The organism is Aneurinibacillus danicus (assembly GCF_007991215.1).
GTDB classification, from domain to species: domain Bacteria; phylum Bacillota; class Bacilli; order Aneurinibacillales; family Aneurinibacillaceae; genus Aneurinibacillus; species Aneurinibacillus danicus.
Window position 1 is genome coordinate 1 of record NZ_BJXX01000085.1, and the last position, 16,374, is coordinate 16,374.

Here is a 16,374-nt window from a genome sequence, read left to right on the forward strand (position 1 = left end):
CTACTAATAATCCACTTTTTCCTGGCCACCAGCAGACTTCTCATTATGCTTACCCCTTTGCTTGTGGTTTTTTTACAGATTACCTATAATTTTTATATAAACATTCTGAATGGATATGAAAAAAGGAGGATGTAAAAATGAGCGTTCATAAAGCCATTACTGCCCACTCAGCCAAACAAGCTGAATACATCACACTGTACCGGAAATTGGATGCCATGCGGGAAGCCTGGATCGAGAAGGCGGTAGAGCAGTGCAAAAATGGAGAAGAAATCAATGTCGAAGAAATTAACAAAGTAACCGAGCAAATTAACCAGCTGGCACAGCGTTATCACCTGCCACCGCGCAAAACTGTAACAGTTGATATGGTACGGGATATATGCAAATAATTACCGTATATCGGTATTTTAGCACAATTGGAAAAATATGTGTACTGAATTCCCCAATCTCTCCATACACATTAAACAATTATAATCGCCGGGGGGATTCAGATGCACATTGGCTTTATTGGAACGGGAAGTATGGGAACGATTCTCATCGAAGCCTTTATTGAATCCGGCGCCGTACCGCCCGCTCACATCATTGCCTCGAACCGGACGCCGGAAAAGCTGCGTGCGCTCGCATCTAAACACACTGCGCTTAGAACCGGAACAAATACGGTCGTCGCACAGGAGGCGGACGTGCTGTTCTTATGCACCAAACCGCTTGAATACAGAACGGTACTGGATGAAATTCAACATGATTTGACCCCCGATAAACTGCTGCTCTCTGTCACCAGCTCCGTCAATGTGCAGCAGTTGGAGGCTTATACCCCCTGCAAAGTGGCCCGCGTCATTCCAAGCATTACCAATACAGCGCTCAGCGGAGCTTCGCTTGTGACGTTCGGAAGCCGTTTCCATGATGCCGACCGTACAAGGTTGATTACGCTGTTATCTGCCATCAGCACACCAATTGAAATTGAAGAACAGGACACCCGTATCTCTTCCGACATTGTTAGCTGCGGCCCTGCCTTCTTCAGTTTTCTGCTGCAGCGTTTCATTGACAGCGCGGTGGCGAAAACAACCCTTACGGAGGAGCAGGCGACGAAGCTGATAACAGAGATGATTATCGGACTTGGGCGCCTGCTTGAAGACGGACGTTTTTCCCTGCCAGCTCTACAGGCCAAGGTGTGTGTACCAGGCGGCGTAACCGGTATTGGTCTGCATGTACTTGATAAGGAGACGCGGGACGTATTCCTCCACCTAATCGAAGCGACTCACCGCAAATTTGATGTGGATGTTCTTGAAGTAAAAGAGATGTTCGCCGACAAAAAAAACTCCTTCCACTAAACGGGGAAGGAGTCTTTTCACATCTGCACCGGTTATTTGACAACCTGGGCATTCGCTTTCAATTTGTCAGGGACGGACAATCCAAAATTCTTGGCTGCAGCTTCATTCATGACCAACTGTACGTCTTTCAGCGTTTCCACCGGCATGGAACCCGGCTTCTCGCCTTTCAGTACGCGGGACGCCATTACACCGGTTTGCCGGCCAAGCTTATAATAATCGATGCCGTAGGTGGCTACTGCGCCGCGCTTTACCGTGTCGCTGTCGGAAGCGAACACCGGCACCTTAGACGCCTTGGCTGCGGTTAGCAGCGCTTCAAACGAAGATACAACCGTGTTGTCGACAGGAATAAGAATGGCATCCACCTTGCCCACAATCGACTCGGTACGCTGTTTTACTTCGTTCGAGCTGGACACACCGGCTTTTTCCACCGTTACTCCCAGCGCTTTGGCCGCTTCCTCAATCATACCCACCTGTACTTCGGCATTGACCTCGCCCGTGTTGTAGATCACACCAAGTTTTTTCAAAGAAGGAATAAACTCTTTCACAAGCTGCACCTGTTTATCCATTGGAGATACATCGGACGTGCCTGTAATATTTTCCGCCGGTTTATCCAGCGCCGGCACAATCTTGGCTGCCACCGGATCGGTTACCGCAGAGAATACAACCGGAATCTCCTTCGCCTGCTGGGCAACCGCCTGTGCAGACGGCGTCGTAATCGGGATAATCAAATCCTTCTTGTCCGCTACCATCTGCTGGGCAATTGTCGCCACATTGTTCATATCGTTCTGGGCGTTCAGATATTCCAGCTGCATCGTCTCCCCGTCTTTAAATCCTTCTTCTGCCAGCTGGTCAATAATTCCTTTGCGAATCGAATCAAGCGCCGGATGCTCGGCAATCTGCGTAATGCCGACCTTAACCTTCTTCTCCGGGCTTGCCTGTTCCGCCTTCTGCTGCACGGATTCCGTTTTCGTCGCCTGACCGCACCCTGCCAGGGCGAGCAACATCGCCACAAGCAAAGCTATGATAACCTGCACTCTTCTCATCTTCTCTCTCCTCCGTACTCTCTCATCTCAAATTTTAAAGCTTGAATGCTCTTCAAAAGTATAGCACGCAAGGTATCAAAATTCTATAACATTTATCCCACAACAATATTCACGAGCTTTCCGGGAACGGCGATGACTTTACGGATTGTCTTTCCGGCCGTCAATTCTTTAATCTTCTCGTTTTCGTTCGCGATCGCTTCCATCTCCTGCTTGGTCGCATTCGCTGGAATTACCATTTTCTCGCGTACTTTACCGTTAATCTGCACGACGATTTCTACTTCATCAAGCACGAGAGCGGACTCGTCAAATGCAGGCCAGCTTTGATGATGAACGCTGTCTTCGTGGCCGATGGTACGCCACATCTCTTCGGTAATATGCGGCGCGAACGGTGCAAGCAAGATAATTGTGCTTTCAACCGCGTGTGCCAGCATGCCGGGATCACCATCTTTCGGGTATGCATAGATTTTGTTGACGAGTTCCATAATGGAGCTAATCGCCGTATTGAATTGACGGCGCTCACCGATGTCCTCGCTCACCTTTTTAATTGTAGCATGTAGCGTCCGGTTCAAATCTTTGGCGGCACTATCGGACAGATTGATTTGCGGATGAGTTGCCACTAAGTCGGCATGGTTATCCACCATACGCCATACACGGTTGAGGAAACGATAGCTGCCCTCCACCCCGCTGTCGCTCCATTCGAGATCCCGATCCGGCGGAGCCGCGAACAGGATAAAGAGGCGTCCGGTATCTGCACCATACTTAGCGATAATTTCGTCCGGACTGACGACGTTGCCTTTCGATTTGGACATTTTTGCGCCGTCTTTCAGTACCATGCCCTGGGTAAGCAGGCTCTTGAACGGCTCCGTGAAATTTATCATCCCCGCGTCATACAACACTTTGGTGAAAAAACGGGAATACAACAGGTGCAGAATCGCATGTTCGATACCGCCGATGTATTCGTCTACCGGCAGCCATTTGTTCGCTTTTTCCGAATCAAACGGGATTTCATCATTTTTCGCATCGGTAAAACGCAGGTAATACCAGGAAGAATCAATGAACGTATCCATCGTATCTGTCTCCCTGCGTGCATGGCCACCGCAGGACGGGCAGGTTGTGTTGACAAACTCTTCGGACTTGGCCAACGGGTTGCTCATCCCGTCAATGACGACATTCTCCGGTAACATCACCGGCAAATCTTCTTTCGGCACCGGAACGATACCGCAATCATCGCAGTAAATTATCGGAATCGGCGCTCCCCAGTAGCGCTGGCGGGATACGAGCCAGTCGCGCAGGCGGTAGGAAACGGTCGCCCCACCCAATCCATTCTCTTTTAGATGCTCTGCGATTTTCTCAAGCGCTTCACGGTTCGGCATTCCGTCGAATGAACCGGATTGCACCAGTACTCCGTCTTCCGTATACGCTTCCGTCATCGTCTCGTTTGCATCAAATGTTTCACCTTCCGGCACGATGACCCGCGTAATCGGCAAATTGTACTGACGTGCAAAAGCGAAGTCACGCGTATCGTGTGCAGGTACCGCCATGACCGCTCCTGTGCCGTAATCCATCAATACATAGTTGGCAATCCAGATCGGCACATCCTGGCCGGTCAGCGGATGACGGGCATACGCGCCGGTAAACATGCCTTCTTTCGGCGCATCGGCCGCAGTCCGGATAATGTCGGATTCTTTTTTCGTTTTCTCGATGAATGCGAGCACATCCGCTTCGTTTTCTTTGCCTTTCACCAGCTTGCGCACAATCGGATGCTCCGGCGCCAGAACCATAAACGTCACGCCGTACAGCGTATCCGGACGGGTAGTAAATACGGTCAGCTTCTCGCCTGCTTCCGGCACGTCAAACGTTACCTCGGCACCGGTGCTGCGCCCGATCCAGTTGCGCTGCATCGTTTTGACCTTTTCCGGCCAGCCAGTCAATTGATCCAGATCGTTCAGCAGGCGATCGGCGTAGTCAGTAATTTTGAAATACCACTGCTCAAGGTCGATTTTAGTTACTTCGGTACCGCAGCGCCAGCAGCATCCGTCTTCTACCTGCTCGTTGGCGAGCACCGTTTGATCGTGCGGACACCAGTTAACCGTACCGTTCTTGCGGTACGCCAGGCCTTTTTCATAGAAAAGCAGGAACAACTGCTGGGTCATTTTGTAGTATTCCGGCGAGCAGGTCGCAATTTCACGCTCCCAGTCATAGCTTACACCCAGCTGCTTCTGCTGATTTTTCATAAAGTCAATGTTTTCATATGTCCATTTGGCCGGCTGCGCGCCCAATTTGATCGCTGCGTTTTCTGCCGGCATGCCGAACGCATCCCATCCCATGGGGTGCAGAACCTGATAGCCATTCATCCGCTTGTAGCGAGCTACCACATCTCCGATAGAGTATACGCGCATATGCCCCATATGAAGGCGTCCGGAAGGATACGGGAACTGCTCCAGGCAGTAGAATTTTTCTTTTGTATCGTCCTCGTTCGTACGATGTGCGTTCGTTTCATTCCAATACTGCTGCCATTTTTTTTCGATTTCGTGCGGCTTGTAAGCTTTCATCAATGACTAACCTCCATCATGCATAGTTCAATCGAGAAGCGGAATGCGAGAGAAAGCACAACGGCTGATACGTTGTACTCTCTATGTAGTTTGAAACTTAGAAATATAAAAGAGAAAGCAGAACATAAGGTTTCTACCTCATGTTTTTCTTGCTTTTTGTTCTCAATTTCACATAAAAAACGCCTCTCATCCCTGTATCATCCAGGGACGAGAGGCGTGACTCCCGCGGTACCACCCTAGTTAACGCCACGCAATTGTGCTACCGGCGTCCACTTTAGCATCCGTAACATGGATGAGGCGGATAACGGTACTCGCTGCCTTTCCCGCTATCGGCTCCAAGGCGAGTTCATTGCCCGAAACGGTTAACTCACACCGACCGTTAACTCTCTGCTTCGCTTCCTGACAACTACTGCTCCTTATCAAAGCCATGATTTGCAATTTATCTAAAATTATATGCAACTTACCTATCCTATGTCAACTTCTCCATCATTACGGTTTTTGAGCCGCGAAAAATGCACGCTCACTCTCTTCTTCTACCGCCTGTGACGAGAAATCGGCCGTTAGAGACAGCAGGGTAAAACCGGCTTCAACAAGCCAGTCCCGCAGGTCATCAAGCCGATACGCCCGCTGGCGATGCAACTCATGAAACCGCCGGAAAAGACCATCCCGCTCCGCTACAAACAGCGTTAAATCATGCTCTACCGTCTCTGTATATTCGTCATATGAACTCTGCCAGATATACGCCACCTGCTCATCTTGATAGCAAAACGACTCGTTGCCGAATACTTCGGCGATTTTATATGGCGTATGCACATCAAACAGGAAGGTGCCGCCGGGTTTCAACGCTTCGAACACTCCCGCGAACACCTGACGTATTCCCTCGGCGTCCGGGATATAATTCAGCGTATCACAAAAGCTCACGATGCTGTCCATCTGCCCGGGGAGCGAAAGGCGGCGGATATCCTGGTTGAGCCAGTGTACGGGCGCCCCCGGATGACTGCGCTCCACCTTCTCCCGCGCCACTTCCAGCATATCGGCGGATAAATCTACGCCCCATACTTCCAACTTCCGTTCGAGCAGATAGCGGGTAAGCGATCCTGTACCGCAGCCTAGCTCAGCGACGCGATGCGGGGCCGTGCCGGTCAAGCGCCACACTTCCGCCGCAAACTGCATCCATTGGTCGTATGGTGCGTCCGCCATAAGATGATCATATACATCGGCCAATTGCCGGTAACTACTGGACGGCGACAACGGGAGCATCCTTCCAAAGGCGTTCGATATTGTAGAACTCACGCTCGTCACGATGGAATACGTGAACAACCACATCGCCTAAATCAACAAGCACCCAGCGGGCTTCATCGTAGCCCTCCCGGCCGCGCACCGTAAGCCCGGCCTCTTCTACGCTGTCTTTAATATTGTCAACGATGGCCTGAACCTGCGTCTCGGAATTTCCATGGCAGACCACGAAGTAATCCGCGATAATGGAAAGACCTTTCAAGTCCAGGATTACTACATTATTCCCTTTCTTATCCTCGGCCGCCTTTGCGGCCAGCTGTGCGATTTGAAGTTCTGTCATATTCGCTATTCTTCCTCCTTTACGTTTTTCATTTTCGGTTTTACCAAGGAGTTGCGGGCCAGAACGGTGAGGGGATATATTCTTTTTTCCCGATTAACAAGAAATGTAATCGTCCCTCCCAGTCCTTTCGCCAGGGCGCGGTCCAAATCTTCCTCCGCTGCCGTTCGCAGTTCGTCAACACCGGGAAACTGCCGGCCGGGCTCAATATAGTCGGCCAGACAGACTACTTTTTCAAGCAATGTCATGTTCTCACGGCCCGAAGTGTGATAGCGGATCGCGTCCAAGATTTCCTCATCCTCGATACCTAAATCCCTTCGTACAACCTCAGCCCCAACATGCGCATGCCACAGCTCTGTATCATATTCAAGCAGATCTTTCGGAATGTGCGGTGTATTCTCAATAATGTTACGCATTTTGTCTTCCGGCCAGAATTTGCAGTAGTCATGGAGAATGGCCGCTGTTTCCGCTTTCTCTTTGTCGGCGCCGTATTTTTCAGCGAGCCGAATCGCGGTCTCTACCACACCGAGCGTATGCTCGTAGCGGTGCTTGGTAATCTGTCCGCGTACGGCTTCCAACAATTGTTCACGCTTCATACAATCGCTTCTCCTCTATATACATTCTTACCGCATCCGGAACAAGATACCGGATGGACCTACCTGCCGACGCTTTTTCGCGAATCATGGTCGAAGAAACATCCAGCTGCGGCATTTCCGTTTCAATCACACGCTGCATATATTTGTTCTCCATCGTATAACCGGGACGCGCCAATGCCACGAACTGTACCATCTGAACCAGTTCATCGATCCGGTGCCACTTAGGCAGGTAGTTCGCCATATCCCCGCCGATGATGAAATAAAAATCCACTTCAGGATGCCGCACCTTTAGCAACCGTACGGTATCATACGTATAGGAAGGCTGCCCGGAGTCTCTCTCAAGTTCGACCGTATTTAGCAAAAAACGCGGATTGTCTGCGATAGCAAGCCTGATCATCTCGACCCGGTGAATATCGGCCGTAATCCGTCTGGAGCGTTTATGAGGTGGAATATGCGCAGGCAGAAACCATATTTCATCAAGATTCAACGCATCCCGGGCCTGCTCGGCGACGATTAAGTGGACGGTATGAATGGGATCGAACGTGCCGCCGTACAGCCCGACCTTTTTTTGCTCATTTTGGAAGCTCAATCGTCTTATGCTCCCTCGATTCTTTATAGAGCACGATCGTATTGCCGATAATCTGCACGATTTCTGCGCCGCTCCCGGCCGCGATTGCTTCCGCCACCTCTTCCTTATCTTCGCCGCAATTGTTCAATACCGATACTTTAAGCAGTTCACGTACCTCAAGCGTCTCTTCAATTTGCTTGATTAAATTTTCATTGACCCCGCCTTTGCCTACCTGGAAAATCGGACTCAAGTGGTGCGCCTGTGAACGCAGATAACGCTTTTGCTTTCCTGTTAGCATGATGTTCCTCCTTATTCTTGCCGCCGGCTGTACAGCGCATCCGATACGGCTTTGCGCATCGCTTCTACGGGAGCCGGCTGTCCTGTCCAATATTCAAAGCTGAGTGCGCCCTGATAGATAAACATGCCCAAACCATGGTGGATACGAGCACCTTTTTCTTTCGCGTCACGCAATAGTTTCGTCTCAAGCGGATTATAAATTAAGTCGCTGACCAGCAAACGTTCGTGCAACGCTTCTGCCGCGACCGGGCTCGCGTCTATGTTCGGATGCATGCCGATGGATGTTGTCTGTACCAGGAGCGTGGCATCCGTAAGCGCATCTGCAATCTCCTTCATCGGCAGCGCAGCTATCCGGGCCTGCGGGTTCATCGCCTGCAACTGCTCGGCCAATCGCTCGGCTTTCTCTTCCGTACGATTGGCGATGGCAAGCGAGGGAAGACCGGCACGCAGTAGAGACACCGCTACACCTCGTGCAGCACCGCCTGCGCCTACCAGTATGGCAGACTGCCGCTTCACATCGATGCCCGTTTCTTCAATCAACGAACGCACAAAGCCCCTTCCATCCGTATTGTAACCGATGAGTTTACCACCTTCATTGACAATCGTATTGACGGCACCGATCGCTTTTGCCTCTTCCTCCACTTCATCCAGATAGTCCATCACCGCTACTTTATACGGGATGGTAACATTGACACCCCGCAAACCTAGAGCGCGGATAGCTGCGACCGCTTCCCGTACCTGACCCGGATCGATATCGAATGCGGCATAATGAAAGTTAACTCCGAGCTCCGCAAACGCCCGGTTATGCATCAGCGGCGACAACGAGTGGCCCACCGGATGTCCGAATAACCCGGTCAGTATCGTTTGACTGTTCATCGACTCTCTCCTCTTCTCTGCTATTGTTTCCTATTCCTTTTGTTACCTCACCCGTTATGTATAAAAAACCCCCTGAAGACCAGGGGTAAACAAACCGCTTATATTAGCGAGTGTCTAAGGCCTACAGCTACGCCCTTCGGCACATGTACGTTTACGTTTGCGCCTTTTCCGTGCAGCGCAATCCAGCCCAGACCGGAAATGACGATGTCGTGCGTACCGGATGGAACTTTGAATGTGAATGTATCCCAGACGATTTTCTCTGCCGCTTCCCTGCCCGGAGGGGCAAGCAATTCCCCCTTATGCTTTGCGTACAGCTCATCCGCTTTGGCAAGCTTCGTACGATGCACGTTCAAATGGTTCGACAAGTAAAATACAAACGGCTGCCGCTCGCCCTTAACAAAATCGATGCGGGCCAGACCGCCGACAAACAGCGTCTGTTCGGCATTCAACTGGTACACTCTTGGCTTAATCGGCTTGTCAGGCATAATCAATTTAAGTTCCTGCGGCGCAACTTTGTGTACCAGCTGGTCACGGTTCACAATACCTGGCGTATCGAACAGCGATGACGTCGTATCCAGCGGAATCTCGATGACATCAAGCGTTGTGCCGGGGAACTGGGATGTCGTAATATCCATCTCCGATTCACCGAATTGCTTAAGCAGCCGGTTGATTAAGGACGACTTTCCGACATTGGTAACACCCACGATGTAAATGTCCCGTCCTTTGCGGTGTTCGTTCATCGCCGCCACCAGACGATCTATACCTTCTCCTTTGCGCGCGCTCACCAGCACGACGTCAAGCGGCTTCAACCCAAGATCGGCAGCCGATTTGCGCATCCAATTAACCAACCGGTTACGATTGACATTCTTCGGCAGAAGATCGACTTTGTTACCGACCAGGAGAATCGGATTGCCGCCGACGAACCGGGGCAGACCGCGCAACCAACTGCCGTTGAAATCAAAAATGTCCACGACCTGCACAACCAGCGATTTTGTGTTGCCGATGCTGTTCAAAATACGCACGAAATCATCGTCGCCCAGCGTGACGGTAGAGGCTTCATTGTAATGTTTAATTCGGTGGCATCGCTGGCAAATCACCGTTTCTCTTTCCAGTGCCTGCGGCGGTGCGTAGCCCAGCTTTTCCCTGTCTTCCGTTTGGATGGCTACGCCGCAGCCGACGCAGTGCAGTTCCATTTCTTGCTTATCCATTTTGATCCTCCCACGGAATTTTTCCGCGTTTTCTCATCCAATTTAACGCTACTTTCTCCATTCTTCGGTTAAAGCGGGTTATTAATCCGTCGCTCTGCGCGACCGGAACAACCAGAATGGTATAAAAGCCCATCCGCTTTCCGCCCAGCACATCGGTGAAAAGCTGGTCACCAATGACGACCGTCTCATGCACGGACAGGCCCATCTGATGTGTGGCTCGGCGGAAGGCGGACGATGTCGGCTTCTTCGCCTGATGAATGAACGGTACCCCAAGCGGCTCTGCTACTTTGGATACGCGGGTTCTTCGGTTGTTCGAGACGATGACAACGGCAAAGCCCTGCTCCTTAAGCTCTTTCATCCATTTCACAAGTTCAGGGGTTGCATCAGGACGGTCCCACTCAATTAGCGTGTTGTCCAGATCCGTGATAATCCCCTTAATGCCACGCTTTTTAAGTTCAAATAAATCGATATCGTACACGGATTCGACATGCAGATCCGGCAACAATAATGAGTAGAGCATGCAACCACTCCATACTTCCATCTGTAGTTGTTGGCTTACGAATAGAGTTTGTATAAATCCGGCATTTACTATACCATATTCCTGCTGCCGCTGTCATCAATATACCTGTAGTCGATTCTATTGACATTCTATAGCGGATAGCTGACTTTTGCGGCACGAAGGAAAAAAGAAGAGAATAAGGGCTGATTTCAATGGGGAAAAGGCGAACACCTTCTTCTTCCCTCGATTTTATTTCTTCTTTCCTCTCCTTCTTCCTCACCATTGACACATAAAAAAGCATGCATGTTTGCATGCTTTTTTATGTGTATTCGCGATACAACCCGCTAATTTTTTGCTGGCTGTTCAAAAGCTTGTGTATCGGCAGAAACTGCAGGCATTTCTTTAGCTTTCTTGGCCGCTTCCGGAAGTTCGACTTTCACGTCACCGTTATAATCGCTGTACGCAATATCCTGAGACAGTGTGATTTGTTTAAACGGTATATCTTCTGCGCCGCCGTCTTTATCTTTGAGAGTAACGACTACCTGCATTTTGGTATCTTTGGGCAGCTTGGTGTTTGAATCCAGCGTCATAACGCCCTGCATGTAAATTGATTGGATGACGTTTTCCGCTTCCTTAAGTGAGGCCGTCATATCCTCCATGCCCTGTACGCCATTCATCATGGAAGCCAAATCGGTCAATTTGTCGATGCGACCCTGGAACGCTAACTGGCCATTGCCTAGATCACGATAGAAGAGCTTCTTTTCTAATTGCGGCGGGATGCCCGACATCTGCTGTTCCATCATCGCTTTCATATCCATCGGAAAGGCGTCTTTCATCTTCACCCAACCGGTCGGATTTTCCGGATCGGCAGGCGCACCTTCCGGCATCTTCATATACATGTCTTTGCCGATAATGTATTGTTCAATATCCATCGGCCCCGTTTCTGTACCCGGCATCAGAGGGAGTGCGTTAATATTCGTCTTCATATACATTGCGTCCGGAACCATGAAGGCGCCCTCGAATGTCATGGACATGGGCTTACCATCGATTTTCTCGAACATTTCACGGTCTTCGGCCGGCATATCAGCAATCGCCTTCTCTTTCAAAGCCATACCAAGCGACATGGAACCTTTCATTTGGAACGATTTGACGGCCTGCTGGGCTTTCTGGCTTTCCTCCAGCAATTTTTTTGCGCTGTCTGAAGTGGAAAGCATCTGTTTAATCAGTCCCTGCGCTTCCTGTCTGGTCAGCGTGCGATCCAGGTTGTCCCATGCAAAATCGACTTTGGCGCTAGTTAGCCAGGCTGCGATATGGCGTGCCCAGTGTGAAGACGGCAGCGGAGAAGCCGTGCCCGGTGCCGGCTGATTCGGGATTCCTAAGGCACCGCTAATCAGCGCAACCGCTTCGCTTGCTCTTATCTCACGCTCCGGTCGAACGGTACCGTCCCTGTATCCGTGAAGAATGCCGGCTGCCTGCAGCTTACCCACGATTCCGGACAATTCGCTGTGCTGCGCTATATCTTTGTATGTATGCTGCGACCCGGCTTCCGGCAAATCAACGGCCTCATTCAACATCTTAAAAAATTCGCCGCGCGTAAGCCTATCCGACTGCGGTTGTACAACGGCGGACGGCTCCGCCGCCAGCACATTCACCGCAGGCATTCCCGCAAGCACCGCCAGGCTCAGCATTCCTGCTGTCATCGCTCTTCTTTTTTTCATTCCGATTCCCCCTCCAAATTTTTTCCTTACATTTCTTTTTACGGAAGGAGATTGGGAAAAGTTGCATTTTTTATTCGCGCTCCTGATGAATTAAACGCTGCTTTAAATCCCACAGTTTCTGGCTCAAATCGACATGATACTCATGCGGGTTAGTCAGACGCTTGATCTCGGGCGAGAAACGGGCCAAATCTTTGCGGGAATATTCTCGGATATCATCCAGCGAAGGTGTTTTATAGCAACGTTGACCTCGCTCAATCATCGGATGCAGCAGCGATTCGATCCGATAATTGCAGATTGTCTTACGCTTATGCGGAAACAACGGATGGAACAAAGTAATTTTGTCGCGCGGAATTTCCTCGTCCTCAAGCGCAATCAAATCCGCCAGGGGTCTATCCGTCGCCAGATCATAGAAGCGCACGACCTGCTTATAGCCCGGATTCGTAATCTTAGTCGGGTTCTCGGAAATCTTCAGACGCGGCAGCCATTCGCCGTCTTTCTCCACTGCAGCCAGCTTATATACGCCTCCTAACGCAGGGCAATCGGATGACGTAATCAGGTTCGTTCCTACGCCCCATATCGTAATCTGCGCTTCCTGGCTTTTCAAATCCTGGATCAGGTGCTCATCCAAATCGCTCGAAGCAATAATAGCTACATCCTCAAGCCCCGCATCGTCCAGCATGCGGCGCGCTTCCTTGGATAAATACGCAAGGTCACCGGAGTCAAGCCGGATGCCGAGCAGTTTCTTTCCTTTTTCTTTCATGGCAAGGCCAAGCTTGATGGCATGCGGAATACCTACGCCCAGCGTGTCATACGTATCGACGAGCAGCACCGTCTCATCCGGGAATGCCTCGCTATATGCCGTAAACGCATCCAATTCGTGTTCGAAAAGCTGTACAAAGCTGTGTGCGTGCGTGCCCCGTACCGGAATACCAAAATCGCGGCCTGCCATCACATTCGACGTGGCATGCACGCCCCCGATGTACGCGGCACGCGCACCGTAATAACCCGCATCCGCCCCCTGAGCTCGGCGCAGGCCGAATTCAAGAACAATATCTCCTTTCGCTGCACCGACAATCCTTGCCGCTTTCGTGGCGATAAGTGTCTGGTGATTAATGATTGTCAGCATGGTTGTCTCGATTAATTGCGCTTCACAAACGGGCGCCTCTATGCGAATCAGCGGCTCGCCAGGAAAGACGATTGTTCCTTCTTTCATCGCAGAGATACTTCCGGTAAAGCGGAAATTCCGCAGCATGTCAAGAAAACCTTCTTCATATGGATAGACGCTTCTAAGATATGCGATGTCTTCTTCCGTAAAGCGAATGTTTTCAATATAATCAAGCACCTGTTCAAGTCCTGCAAAAACCGCATAACCGTTGCCACAGGGGGCCTTACGGAAAAAAACATCAAATACCGTGCGCTGCCGATCCATCCCTTTTTTATAGTAGGCATACATCATATTAATCTGATATAAATCTGTACTCATTGTCAGGTTGTTCATCTGCTCATCTCCTTGTATCCTCTCTTCTCAAAATTGACGGGGCACATACGAATGATATACTTTGAGTAACAACGTTACCGCTCATAATAAGGAGGCGTACGTATGCCGCTGCTTCATCCGCTGTTTATCGATTTGGCTGAGCGCACTGCTACTCTTGTCGTGCTGGGCTTTTTTCTCTCTCGTTTCCGCTTCTTCCGGCGCATGCTCAGACGCACGGATGGACCGCGTGATAAAGTAATTACGATTATAGTATGTACACTTATCGGTATTTACGGGACGTACGCGGCGATCCCCATTGAGGGGGCGCTCGCCAATTCCCGTGTTATCGGTCCCGTCATGGCAGGTCTTCTGGGAGGTCCGCTTGTCGGTACCGTAACCGGTTTTTTGGCCGGTCTGCACAGGTATTTTCTCGGCGGATTTACCGATGTGGCCTGTGCTGTCTCAACAACGGTAGAAGGACTGCTTGCCGGTCTTGTGTACCTCAGATATCACCAGCGTTCCATGCATTGGGGTGTTGCCTGGATGGTCGGCTTTCTGGCCGAAGGCGTTCAGATGCTTATTATTCTTGCCATCGCGCGACCGTTTCCGGAAGCGCTTCGCCTTGTCGAAATTATTGCACTCCCGATGATGCTCGTCAATGCCTCAGCTATCGCGTTGCTCGTCATGATCGTGCAAGCAGCAAAGGCGGAAGAAGAAAAAATCGGGTCGATGCAGGCGCAGCGCGCACTGCAAATTGCAGACATTACACTGCCAATTCTGCGCCAGGGATTGGATGAATATTCCGCAGAGAAGGCAGCTCGAGTCATCTACAACATGACCGAGGCGGCCGCGGTAGCCATTACAGACCGGGAGAAAATCCTTGCCCACATCGGTGCCGGAAACAGTCACCATCGCAGAGGCACACCGCTGCAGACGGAAGCGACACTTGAAGCGCTGCGCACTCAGAAAGTACTCTGGGCGAAGAACAAAGAGGAAATCGGCTGCAGCAGCAAGGACTGCCCTCTCCATTCCGCGATTGTCGTGCCGCTGAAAAAGAAAGACTCGACGGTTGGAACGTTGAAATTGTATTTTAAGCGTCATCACGAGGTTTCAGTGGTTGATTGGGAACTGGCCCGCGGACTGGCTCAGCTATTCTCAACCCAGCTTGAAATCGCGGATCTGGAAAAACAAGCGGCGCTTCTGGCCGACGCAGAGATTCGCGCTCTACACGCGCAGATTAATCCGCACTTCCTGTTTAACGCTCTGAACACCATCTCTTCATTCATTCGCACAAAACCGGAAACGGCCCGCCGCCTTATCGTGAATTTGGCCGAATTTTTCCGGCGGAATCTGCACCAGGGCGACCGAATGATTACAGTAGAAGAAGAGATGAAGCATGTCGAGGCCTATCTTGAGATTGAGCAGGCCCGCTTCGGCGATAAGCTCCGGGTTGAAACTTCCATTCATCCGGATGCCTGGAAGCAGCATATCCCCGGCTTGATTCTTCAACCGATTGTAGAGAATGCGGTCAAGCATGGCCTGCTTCCAAAAAAGAAAGGCGGCACGATTCATATCTTTATCGGCAAAGAGAAGGGCGTACTCACCGTACGCGTCACTGACAACGGTGTGGGATTTACGCCGCACACTCATACACCTCCACTGTCCGGCATCGGACTTGCGAATGTGCGGAGCCGACTGCATGCATTGTACGGCAAGCCGTACGATCTGGTAATCGAGAGCAATCCGGGCGGCGGTACCGTTTGTACTCTCACCATGCCCTGGGAAGAAAGGAATGTATCGTAAATGATGCTGCGAGTAGTTATTGTCGACGATGAAGCTCCGGCGAGGTCGGAGCTTCGCTATTTGCTGGAACAATATAACGATGTTGAGATTGCGGACGAAGCCGCAAGCGGCGAAGAAGCACTGGAAGTAATCGCCGACTGCAAGCCGGATGTGGTATTCCTCGACATTCATCTGCATGATATGGAAGGTCTTGAAGTGGCGGAAAAGCTGGCCGCGGGTGGCGCAAGCCCCTATATCGTCTATGCTACCGCATATGATTCCTATGCTCTGCAGGCGTTTGAGACGGAAGCTGTGGATTATATTTTAAAACCGTTTAACGAGGAGCGATTGGACAAAACAATGGAGCGGCTGCGTAAACACATGCGCAGCACGCAAAAGGGCGTGCCGAATGAGCCGCACGCCTTGGAGCATACTTTGCGCCAGATTATCGAGACAATGCAGCCGGTGTCGAGATCATCCTCTTCCTTCTCCCGCATTCCTGTGGAAAAAGCGACAAGCGTAGCATTCGTTGACATTGATGACATCGTTTATGCTGCCGCCGAAGGACGGAATGCACGAATTTACGCCCGGTATGAAAACTACATTACATCGTTTTCCCTTCAGGACTTAGAGAAAAAACTGCCAAAGGAGAAATTCTACCGCATCCACCGCACCTACATTGTCAATCTACGTCATATTATGGAATTTATCCCGTGGTTCAAAGGCACAGTTCAGGTTAAAATGAACAACACAGAAGAAACCGTCCTCCCCGTAAGCAGAACAGTAGTCAAAGATTTGAAATCCCGGCTTGGTTTTTAGAAATTGCACTCCACAAGACAGAACTCAGGCAGCCAACACGT

The 16,374-nt window shown here is 50.7% G+C and carries 15 protein-coding genes, 1 pseudogene and 1 other annotated feature; of the genes and pseudogenes, 4 read left to right on the forward strand and 12 right to left on the reverse strand.

Annotated elements, in window-relative coordinates; translation table 11 throughout:
• Positions 1–137: 137 nt before the first annotated feature.
• On the forward strand, positions 138–386 hold the full coding sequence (locus ADA01nite_RS10245) for a DUF2533 family protein (RefSeq protein WP_146809869.1): 249 nt from the start codon (positions 138–140) through the stop codon (positions 384–386).
• 102 nt (positions 387–488) lie between these two features.
• Positions 489–1,325 carry a late competence protein ComER gene (gene comER / locus ADA01nite_RS10250; RefSeq protein ID WP_146809870.1) on the forward strand — a complete coding sequence of 279 codons (837 nt, stop codon included), beginning with the start codon at positions 489–491 and terminating at the stop codon, positions 1,323–1,325.
• A gap of 32 nt (positions 1,326–1,357) precedes the next feature.
• On the opposite strand, the gene ADA01nite_RS10255 is transcribed toward comER, so the two are convergent.
• The 12 genes and pseudogenes from ADA01nite_RS10255 to ADA01nite_RS10310 form a co-directional block, all read right to left on the reverse strand.
• Positions 1,358–2,368, reverse strand: a complete 1,011-nt coding sequence (locus ADA01nite_RS10255; RefSeq protein ID WP_146809871.1) for an ABC transporter substrate-binding protein — start codon at positions 2,366–2,368, stop codon at positions 1,358–1,360.
• 92 nt (positions 2,369–2,460) lie between these two features.
• A complete protein-coding gene (gene leuS, locus ADA01nite_RS10260) occupies positions 2,461–4,920 on the reverse strand; it encodes a leucine--tRNA ligase (protein ID WP_174760604.1) in 2,460 nt (819 codons plus the stop codon).
• Positions 4,921–5,120: 200 nt separating this feature from the next.
• Positions 5,121–5,352 (reverse strand) — a binding site (T-box leader).
• A 57-nt stretch (positions 5,353–5,409) separates the two neighbouring features.
• On the reverse strand, positions 5,410–6,171 hold the full coding sequence (locus ADA01nite_RS10265) for a class I SAM-dependent DNA methyltransferase (protein WP_246147294.1): 762 nt from the start codon (positions 6,169–6,171) through the stop codon (positions 5,410–5,412).
• Entirely contained in the window at positions 6,155–6,496 is a 342-nt protein-coding gene (gene rsfS, locus ADA01nite_RS10270) for a ribosome silencing factor (RefSeq protein ID WP_146809874.1), read from the reverse strand. Before rsfS ends, ADA01nite_RS10265 begins: the two co-directional genes overlap by 17 nt.
• A 5-nt stretch (positions 6,497–6,501) precedes the next feature.
• Positions 6,502–7,074, reverse strand: coding sequence for a bis(5'-nucleosyl)-tetraphosphatase (symmetrical) YqeK (gene yqeK, locus ADA01nite_RS10275; RefSeq protein WP_246147299.1), 573 nt, complete (start codon positions 7,072–7,074; stop codon positions 6,502–6,504).
• Positions 6,989–7,678: pseudogene (locus tag ADA01nite_RS10280) on the reverse strand (nicotinate-nucleotide adenylyltransferase). The gene yqeK and the pseudogene ADA01nite_RS10280 overlap by 86 nt, the downstream one beginning before the upstream one ends.
• A complete protein-coding gene (gene yhbY / locus ADA01nite_RS10285) occupies positions 7,662–7,955 on the reverse strand; it encodes a ribosome assembly RNA-binding protein YhbY (RefSeq protein WP_146809877.1) in 294 nt (97 codons plus the stop codon). The pseudogene ADA01nite_RS10280 and the gene yhbY overlap by 17 nt, the downstream one beginning before the upstream one ends.
• A gap of 11 nt (positions 7,956–7,966) precedes the next feature.
• A complete protein-coding gene (aroE, locus tag ADA01nite_RS10290; RefSeq protein WP_146809878.1) occupies positions 7,967–8,830 on the reverse strand; it encodes a shikimate dehydrogenase in 864 nt (287 codons plus the stop codon).
• Positions 8,831–8,928: 98 nt separating this feature from the next.
• A complete protein-coding gene (gene yqeH, locus ADA01nite_RS10295) occupies positions 8,929–10,038 on the reverse strand; it encodes a ribosome biogenesis GTPase YqeH (RefSeq protein WP_146809879.1) in 1,110 nt (369 codons plus the stop codon).
• On the reverse strand, positions 10,031–10,558 hold the full coding sequence (locus tag ADA01nite_RS10300; protein WP_146809880.1) for a YqeG family HAD IIIA-type phosphatase: 528 nt from the start codon (positions 10,556–10,558) through the stop codon (positions 10,031–10,033). Before ADA01nite_RS10300 ends, yqeH begins: the two co-directional genes overlap by 8 nt.
• Before the next feature lie 323 nt (positions 10,559–10,881).
• Positions 10,882–12,255, reverse strand: a complete 1,374-nt coding sequence (locus ADA01nite_RS10305) for an S-layer homology domain-containing protein (protein ID WP_146809881.1) — start codon at positions 12,253–12,255, stop codon at positions 10,882–10,884.
• Positions 12,256–12,325: 70 nt separating this feature from the next.
• Positions 12,326–13,753: a nicotinate phosphoribosyltransferase gene (locus ADA01nite_RS10310; protein ID WP_146809882.1), complete on the reverse strand. Its 1,428-nt coding sequence runs from the start codon at positions 13,751–13,753 to the stop codon at positions 12,326–12,328.
• A gap of 102 nt (positions 13,754–13,855) precedes the next feature.
• Here ADA01nite_RS10310 and ADA01nite_RS10315 point away from each other — a divergent pair, with 102 nt between their 5' ends.
• On the forward strand, positions 13,856–15,535 hold the full coding sequence (locus ADA01nite_RS10315; RefSeq protein ID WP_246147295.1) for a sensor histidine kinase: 1,680 nt from the start codon (positions 13,856–13,858) through the stop codon (positions 15,533–15,535).
• The gene (locus ADA01nite_RS10320) at positions 15,536–16,333 is read left to right on the forward strand and encodes a LytR/AlgR family response regulator transcription factor (RefSeq protein WP_246147296.1); all 798 of its coding nucleotides are present in this window, start codon (positions 15,536–15,538) and stop codon (positions 16,331–16,333) included.
• The last annotated feature ends 41 nt before the right edge of the window (positions 16,334–16,374 follow it).